This is a genomic window from Kineococcus siccus (assembly GCF_009906795.1).
Classification (GTDB): domain Bacteria; phylum Actinomycetota; class Actinomycetes; order Actinomycetales; family Kineococcaceae; genus Kineococcus; species Kineococcus siccus.
In genome coordinates, this window is record NZ_JAAALN010000212.1 from 1 (window position 1) to 7027 (window position 7027).

Below are 7027 nucleotides of genomic sequence, written 5' to 3' on the forward strand. Positions count from 1 at the left end.
CCTCGTCGGCCCCCTCGTCGGCCCCCTCGTCGGCGTCGTCCAGCTCGTCCACCTCGACCGCGCCGCCGAGGGTGCTGGGCGTCTTCCTGTCCGCGACCGACACCGCCGGCGGCTGGATCGTCCCCCCGGGCACGCTCCTGCCGGACGCCGTGGTCGGTGCGACGACCGGGCGCGCCCGGGTGGAGGCCGTGCTGCGCGACCAGTTCTGGATCCGCGTCGACCGCGACGAGGCCGTCCTGCAGCCCGCCGGCGCCGCGGTGAAGGGCACGTCGCTGACCTTCGAGGGTTTCTCGGACGAGACGTTCTCCCGGTGGGTGAGCCCGCTGAAGAACCCGCGCACCCAGGTGTTCTTCTCCGACGGACCCGTCACCTCCTTCGGCCGCTTCGGTGGCGGGGAGGTCGACGGTGTCGCGTTCTGACCCGCAGCCCAGGAGGACTCCGACCGTGGACCGCACCGCGAACCGACGCCGTCGCCGCGCCCTGACCGGGGCCCTCCTCGGCTGCGCCAGCCTGGCCGCGACGGTCTCCGCCGCAGCGACTCCGACGCCCGTCTCGGCCCACCGGACGTACGGGCCGGACCGCTACGTGACGGCGGCCCAGCTGGAGGACCCCGCCCGCGACGTCGCCTACGTCGTGACGGGCCGGGACTTCCCCGACGGCCTCACGGCCGGGGCCCTCGCGGGGACCCCGGGCCGCAACGTGTTCCTCACGCCGCGCGAGGAGCTGCCCGAGCCGGTCCGCGCCGTCCTGGGCTACTACCGGCGGATCGTCGTCGTGGGCGGCGAGGCCTCCGTCGGCGACCCCGTCATGACCTGGTTGCAGCGCAACACCCGCGCGGAGCTCGTGCGCGTGGCGGGCGCGAGCCGCTACGAGACGGCCGCGCGGCTGTCGGCGACGGGTTTCCCGGCGGGCGTGGGCAACGTCCTCGTCACCACGGGGGCGGCGTTCCCGGACGCCCTCGCGGGTTCCGCGGCCGCCGCGAAGGCCTCCGCGCCGCTGCTGCTCGTGGAACCCGGCGCGGTCCCCGAGGCGACGCGCGCGGAACTCGTCCGGTTGCGGCCCGCCGCGATCACGGTGCTGGGCGGTGAGGGTGCGGTGTCCGCGCAGGTGCTCGCCGAGCTCCAGGCCACCACGGCGGCGCCGGTCACCCGCGTCGCGGGCCGCGACCGGTACGCGACCGCCGTCGCCGTCAGCGAGCGGTTCTTCCCGCTCGGTGCGCCCACGGCGCAGCTCGCCTCGGGCGTGAGCTGGCCCGACGCCGTCGCGGCCGGCGCCTTCGCCGGCCGGCGGAGCTCGCCGCTGCTGCTGACGCCGAGGGACTGCCTGCCGCAGTCCGTGAACCTCGAGCTGGAACGCCTCGCGCCGCAGGTCCTCCAGGCCGTGGGCGGGGACGTGACCTACTCCGCCGCGGCGGCTCGGCGCACGTCCTGCGGGGCAGAACCGCGGACCTACCTCGACGAACTGCCGGCGCCGGTGGGCAACGCCGCGTTCGTGGACTCCCACGCGGTGCTGGGCGGTACGTTCTTCCCCCGCTCGGTGGGCTACCTCACCGACCCGCGCAACTCCGAGCACCGCACGTGGACGCTCGGCGGGGCCTGGAGCACGTTCACGGCCACGGTGGGCGTCGCGGACGCCACGACGTCGGGGCTGTCCAGCCGCGTGGAGGTCGTGGGTGACGAGCGCACGCTCGCGACCTACGACGTCGCGGCGGGTCGGCCCGCGGCCGTGCGCGTCGACGTGCGGGGGGTGCAGCGCCTGACCCTGGTCACGACGTCCTCCGCCCGCACGGCGGACCCGGCCGACCGGGACGCGCACACCGTGCACTTCGGCGACGCCGGGCTGCGCTGAGCCGCCGGCCCACGCGCCGACCCGCGCCCGGCGACGGGGCCCGCACCGGATCTCGGTGCGGGCCCCGTCGTCGTCCGGCCTAGGATCGGGCGGCAGCCGCCCGCCGCCGACGACCGAGGAGCACCGCCCGTGATCGTGCTCGTGGGCTTCATGGGCGCCGGCAAGACGACCGTGGGCCGGCTGCTGGCCGGGCGCCTCGGGCGCCCGTTCGTCGACACCGACCACCTCGTCGAGGCGCGCGCGGGCCGCCGGATCGCGGACGTGTTCGCGAGCGACGGCGAGGAGGCGTTCCGCGACCTCGAGCAGGCCGCCGTCGCCGAGGCCCTCGCCGGGCCCGAGGCCGTGGTGTCCCTCGGGGGCGGCGCGTGCGGGCGCCCCGCGACCCGGGAGCTGCTCGCCGCGCACACGGTCGTGCACCTCGACGTGTCGCTGCCGGCGGTGCGCGAGCGCACTCGCGGCGACGCGGACCGCCCCGTGCTGCGGCGCCCCGGGCTCGACGCGCTGCACGCCGCGCGCCGCGCCGTGTACGCGGACGTCGCCGCCCTCACCGTGCCCACCGACGACCGCACCGCCGCCGATGTGGCGGCGGAGGTCGCCGACCGGACGACCCACCCCCTCGTGGAGGACGCATGACCAGCACGACCACCCGGATCCCCGTCGCGGGCGAGGCCCCCTACGAGGTCGTCGTCGGGCGCGGACTGCTCGGTGAGCTGCGCGGCCTGCTGGGCGCGTCCGTCGAAAAGGTTCTCGTCGTGCACCCGCGCGCGCTGCGCAGCACCGGCGAGGCCGTCCGCGAGGACCTCGCGGCGCAGGGGCTGGCGGCGGTGCTCGCGGAGGTCCCGGACGGCGAGGAGGCCAAGTCGGCCGAGGTCGCGGCGTTCTGCTGGACGGTCCTCGGCCAGTCGGACTTCACGCGCTCCGACGCCGTCGTGAGCGTCGGCGGGGGGGCGGTGACCGACCTCGCCGGGTTCGTCGCGGCCACCTGGCTGCGCGGGGTCCGCGTCGTGCACCTGCCCACCACCGTGCTCGCCATGGTCGACGCCGCGGTCGGTGGCAAGACCGGGATCAACACGGCCGAGGGCAAGAACCTCGTCGGGTCGTTCCACCCGCCGGCCGGGGTGCTGTGCGACCTCGACGCGCTGACGACCCTTCCGCCGCACGACGTCCGGGCCGGGCTGGCGGAGGTCGTCAAGGCCGGGTTCATCGTCGACCCGCGCATCCTGGAGCTGATCGAGGCCGACGTGGCCGCGGCCACCGACGTCACCTCGGAGGTGTTCGCCGAGCTCGTCGTGCGCGCGATCCGCGTGAAGGCCGACGTCGTGGGGCAGGACCTCAAGGAGTCGGGCCTGCGCGAGGTGCTCAACTACGGCCACACGTTCGCCCACGCCGTCGAGCTCGTCGAGCGCTACCAGTGGCGCCACGGTGCGGCCGTCAGCGTGGGCCTCGTCTACGTCGCCGAGCTGGCCCGCCTCGCGGGGCGCCTGTCCGACGCCGACGCGGACCGCCACCGCGCGGTCCTCACGTCCCTGGGCCTGCCCGTGACGTACCGCGGTGACCGCTGGCCGCAGCTGCTGGACGCCATGAAGCGCGACAAGAAGGCCCGGGGGGCGCTGCTGCGCTTCGTCGTGCTCGACGGCATCGGGCGGCCCGCCCGGCTGGAGGGCCCCGACCCGGCCACGCTGCAGGCCGCCTACGCGGAGATCAGCCGCGACTGAGCGGACCCCGGCGGGGACGCGCGCGGCGACGGGCGGGCCCGCCGCCGCCGCTACGATGGGTGCGCCCTGCGCGCCCGGCTCCCCGTGGCGCGACTCGCGAGACGGACTGAGAGACGACGTGGCTTCGACGAACGACCTCAAGAACGGCACCGTGCTCAACCTCGACGGCAACCTCTGGTCGGTGGTCGAGTTCCAGCACGTCAAGCCCGGCAAGGGCGGTGCCTTCGTCCGGACGAAGCTCAAGAACGTGCTGTCCGGCAAGGTCGTCGACCGCACCTTCAACGCCGGCAGCAAGGTCGAGACGGCGACCGTGGACAAGCGGGACTTCCAGTACCTGTACCGCGACGGCGAGGACTTCGTCTTCATGGACTCCTCGACCTACGACCAGGTCATGGTCCCGCCCGCGACCGTGGGCGACGCCGCGAACTACCTCCTGGAGAACCAGGACGTGACCATCGCGACGCACGAGAGCACGCCGCTGTACGTCGAGCTCCCGACCTCCGTCGTCCTGGAGATCACCTACACCGAGCCGGGTCTGCAGGGCGACCGCTCGACGGGCGGCACCAAGCCCGCGACCGTCGAGACCGGCGCGGAGATCCAGGTCCCGCTGTTCCTGGAGCAGGGCACGAAGGTCAAGGTCGACACCCGCACCGGGGACTACCTCGGCCGCGTGAGCTGACGTGGCGGCCCGCCGCAAGGCCCGCCTGCGGGCCCTGGACGTGCTGTTCGAGGCCGACCAGCGCTCGATGGACCCGATCGTCGTCCTGAAGGCGAAGATGGGGCGCGCGAACCCGCCCGTGGGCGAGTACGCCGTCACCGTCGTCGAGGGGGTGGTGGCTCACGCCGAGCGCATCGACGAGGTGCTGTCTACCTACTCGATGGGCTGGACGATCGAGCGGATGCCGGCGGTGGACCGGGCGGCGCTGCGGATCGCGACGTGGGAGCTGCTGCACGCCGACGACGTGCCCGACCACGTCGCCATCAGCGAGGCCGTGGAGATCGTGCAGGAGCTGTCGACCGACGAGTCACCGACGTTCGTCAACGGCCTCCTCGCGCGGATCTCCGAGCTCAAGGAGACCCTGCGCGCCTGACGCCGCAGACGACGAGAGGCCCCGCCGCGGGACGTTCCGCGGGCGGGGCCTCTCGTCGTCCGGGCGGGGCTGTCAGCCGTGTTCCACGGCCCTGCGGGCGTCGGCGTTGAGCACGCCCCAGGCGATGAACTCGTCGCACAGGGTCGTGGCGGGCACGTCGTAGATGACGGCCAGCGTCCGGAGGTCGTCGGCGCGGATGCTCAGCACCCGGCCGTTGTAGTCACCACGCTGCGACTGGATCGTCTTGGCGTAGCGGTCGAGCGGCCCGGCCTTCTCGGCCGGCACCTCCTGGAGGCGCTCCAGGTCGAGCACGAGCCGCGGGGGCGGCTCGGTGCTGCCCTGCGGGGCGCCTTCGGGGAGCAGGGCCGAGACGGGGACTCCGTAGAAGTCCGCGAGCTCGGCCAGTCGCTGGACGGTCACTGCACGGTCGCCGCGCTCGTAGGAGCCCACGACGACGGCCTTCCACCGTCCCTCGGACTTCTCTTCGACGCCGTGCAGGGACAGCCCCTGTTGGGTACGGATGGCGCGAAGGCGCGATCCGAGTGCGCGGGAGTAGTCCGATGCCATGTGAAGAGCGTCACGGAGCGTGATGGTCCCCGTCAAGCTGACGGGCCGCATCTGGCCTGTCAGAACCGAACTGCCACCCGGTCGGCACGCCCGTGACTACTCCTCGTGAGCGCTTGATCTCACAACGATGGTCGGGAGGGGTCTCCGAGGCGCCGCGGGCGGCCGGCGGTGCTCCTGTAGTCTCGCTCCGCTGCCGCCGCTCGACGGCGCGCAGCGATCGACGTCCTTTAAGGATCCGCCCCGTGAGGCGGGGAAGGAGGTCGCACGTGAGTGCTGCCCGTGACCGCTCCGACGACGCCGTGCCCGGTGGCCGCGTGCTCCTCGAGGGCCCCGACATCCACCGCGCGCTGACGCGCATCGCGCACGAGCTGCTCGAGGCCAACAAGGGCCCGGCCGGCCTGCTGCTGCTGGGCGTCCCGACGCGCGGCGTCCCGCTGGCCCGGCGCCTCGCGCAGCGCCTCCTCGAGGTCGAGGGCACGGTCGTCCCGACCGGCTCGCTCGACGTGACCATGTACCGCGACGACCTGCGCCGGCACCCCACCCGGGCGCTGCTGCCGACCGAGCTGCCGCCGGAGGGGCTCGACGACAAGGTGGTCGTCCTCGTCGACGACGTCCTGTGCTCGGGCCGCACCATCCGCGCGGCCCTGGACGCGCTGTCCGACCTCGGCCGGCCCCGCGCCGTGCGCCTGGCCGTCCTCGTCGACCGCGGTCACCGCGAGCTGCCGATCCGCGCCGACCACGTCGGCAAGAACCTGCCCACCTCGGCCGCGGAGCGCGTCAGCGTCCTGCTGGCCGAGAGCGACGGCCGCGACGCCGTGGTCCTGTCCGCGCCCGCGGCGGGGGGCGGCGCGTGATCCGGCACCTGCTCTCCGCCGCGGACCTCGACCGCGCCGAGGCCGTGGCCGTCCTCGACGTCAGCGAGGAGATGGCCGCCACCCAGCGCCGGGAGATCAAGAAGCTGCCCACGCTGCGCGGCCGCACCGTCGTGAACCTCTTCTTCGAGGACTCCACGCGCACGCGGACCTCCTTCGAGGCGGCGGCCAAGCGGCTCTCGGCCGACGTCATCAACTTCTCCGCCAAGGGCTCCAGCGTCTCCAAGGGCGAGAGCCTCAAGGACACCGCCCTGACGCTGGAGGCCATGGGCGCCGACGCGGTCGTCGTCCGGCACTGGGCCTCCGGCGCCCCGCACCGCCTCGCGCACGCGGGCTGGACGCGCGGCAGCGTCGTCAACGCGGGCGACGGCACGCACGAGCACCCGACCCAGGCGCTGCTGGACGCGTACACGATCCGGCGCCACCTGCGGCCCGCCCCGGACGGTCAGGGCGGCACGGGGCAGGACCTCGAGGGCGTGCGGGTCGCGGTCGTCGGCGACGTGCTGCACTCCCGCGTCGCGCGCTCGAACGTCCTGCTGCTGCACACCCTCGGGGCGCACGTCACGCTCGTCGCACCGCCCACGCTGCTGCCCGTGGGCGTCGAGGCGTGGCCGTGCGAGGTCACGAGCGACCTCGACGCGGCGCTCGCCGACGGTGCCCCCGACGCCGTGATGGTGCTGCGCGTGCAGCGCGAGCGGATGGACGCCGCGGGCGGCTTCTTCCCGTCGGCGCGCGAGTACACGCGGCGCTACGGCCTGGGCCGCAGCCGGCTCGCGCTGCTGCCGGAGCACACGATCGTCATGCACCCCGGCCCCATGAACCGCGGCCTGGAGATCTCCGCCGAGGCCGCGGACAGCCCGCGCTCGACGATCGTCGAGCAGGTCGGCAACGGCGTCGCCGTGCGGATGGCCGTCCTGTACCTGCTGCTGGCGGG

The 7027-nt window shown here is 74.6% G+C and carries 9 protein-coding genes; 8 read left to right on the forward strand and 1 reads right to left on the reverse strand.

The window, feature by feature from the left end; genetic code table 11:
- The 6 genes from GTR02_RS18070 to nusB all read left to right on the forward strand — a co-directional run.
- A partial coding sequence (locus GTR02_RS18070) for a hypothetical protein (RefSeq protein WP_205709555.1) occupies positions 1 to 419 on the forward strand: 419 nt, incomplete at its 5' end.
- 25 nt (positions 420 to 444) lie between these two features.
- On the forward strand, positions 445 to 1848 hold the full coding sequence (locus GTR02_RS18075) for a cell wall-binding repeat-containing protein (protein ID WP_166608879.1): 1404 nt from the start codon (positions 445 to 447) through the stop codon (positions 1846 to 1848).
- Positions 1849 to 1977: 129 nt separating this feature from the next.
- The gene (locus GTR02_RS18080; protein WP_205709556.1) at positions 1978 to 2481 is read left to right on the forward strand and encodes a shikimate kinase; all 504 of its coding nucleotides are present in this window, start codon (positions 1978 to 1980) and stop codon (positions 2479 to 2481) included.
- Complete coding sequence (gene aroB / locus GTR02_RS18085) at positions 2478 to 3563, forward strand: 3-dehydroquinate synthase (protein ID WP_166608880.1); 1086 nt, start codon at positions 2478 to 2480, stop codon at positions 3561 to 3563. The genes GTR02_RS18080 and aroB overlap by 4 nt, the downstream gene beginning before the upstream one ends.
- Positions 3564 to 3681: 118 nt before the next feature.
- Positions 3682 to 4242, forward strand: coding sequence for an elongation factor P (gene efp / locus GTR02_RS18090; RefSeq protein WP_166608881.1), 561 nt, complete (start codon positions 3682 to 3684; stop codon positions 4240 to 4242).
- Between the two features lies 1 nt (position 4243).
- A complete protein-coding gene (gene nusB / locus GTR02_RS18095; protein WP_166608882.1) occupies positions 4244 to 4654 on the forward strand; it encodes a transcription antitermination factor NusB in 411 nt (136 codons plus the stop codon).
- 72 nt (positions 4655 to 4726) lie between these two features.
- Here nusB and bldD read toward each other — a convergent pair whose 3' ends face one another.
- Positions 4727 to 5221: a transcriptional regulator BldD gene (gene bldD, locus GTR02_RS18100; RefSeq protein WP_012087282.1), complete on the reverse strand. Its 495-nt coding sequence runs from the start codon at positions 5219 to 5221 to the stop codon at positions 4727 to 4729.
- 266 nt (positions 5222 to 5487) lie between these two features.
- On the opposite strand from bldD, the gene pyrR reads away from it, so the two are divergent.
- Both pyrR and GTR02_RS18110 read left to right on the forward strand, forming a co-directional pair.
- Complete coding sequence (pyrR, locus tag GTR02_RS18105) at positions 5488 to 6075, forward strand: bifunctional pyr operon transcriptional regulator/uracil phosphoribosyltransferase PyrR (protein WP_338073900.1); 588 nt, start codon at positions 5488 to 5490, stop codon at positions 6073 to 6075.
- Positions 6075 to 7027: aspartate carbamoyltransferase catalytic subunit (locus tag GTR02_RS18110; RefSeq protein ID WP_166608883.1), on the forward strand; the 953-nt coding region annotated here is incomplete at its 3' end. The genes pyrR and GTR02_RS18110, both read left to right, overlap by 1 nt.

Excerpts from the sequence above, each read along its gene's own strand:
- bldD (WP_012087282.1), bottom strand. The coding sequence starts at position 5,221 with ATGGCATCGGACTACTCCCGCGCACTCGGATCGCGCCTTCGCGCCATC.
- aroB (WP_166608880.1), top strand. The coding sequence starts at position 2,478 with ATGACCAGCACGACCACCCGGATCCCCGTCGCGGGCGAGGCCCCCTAC.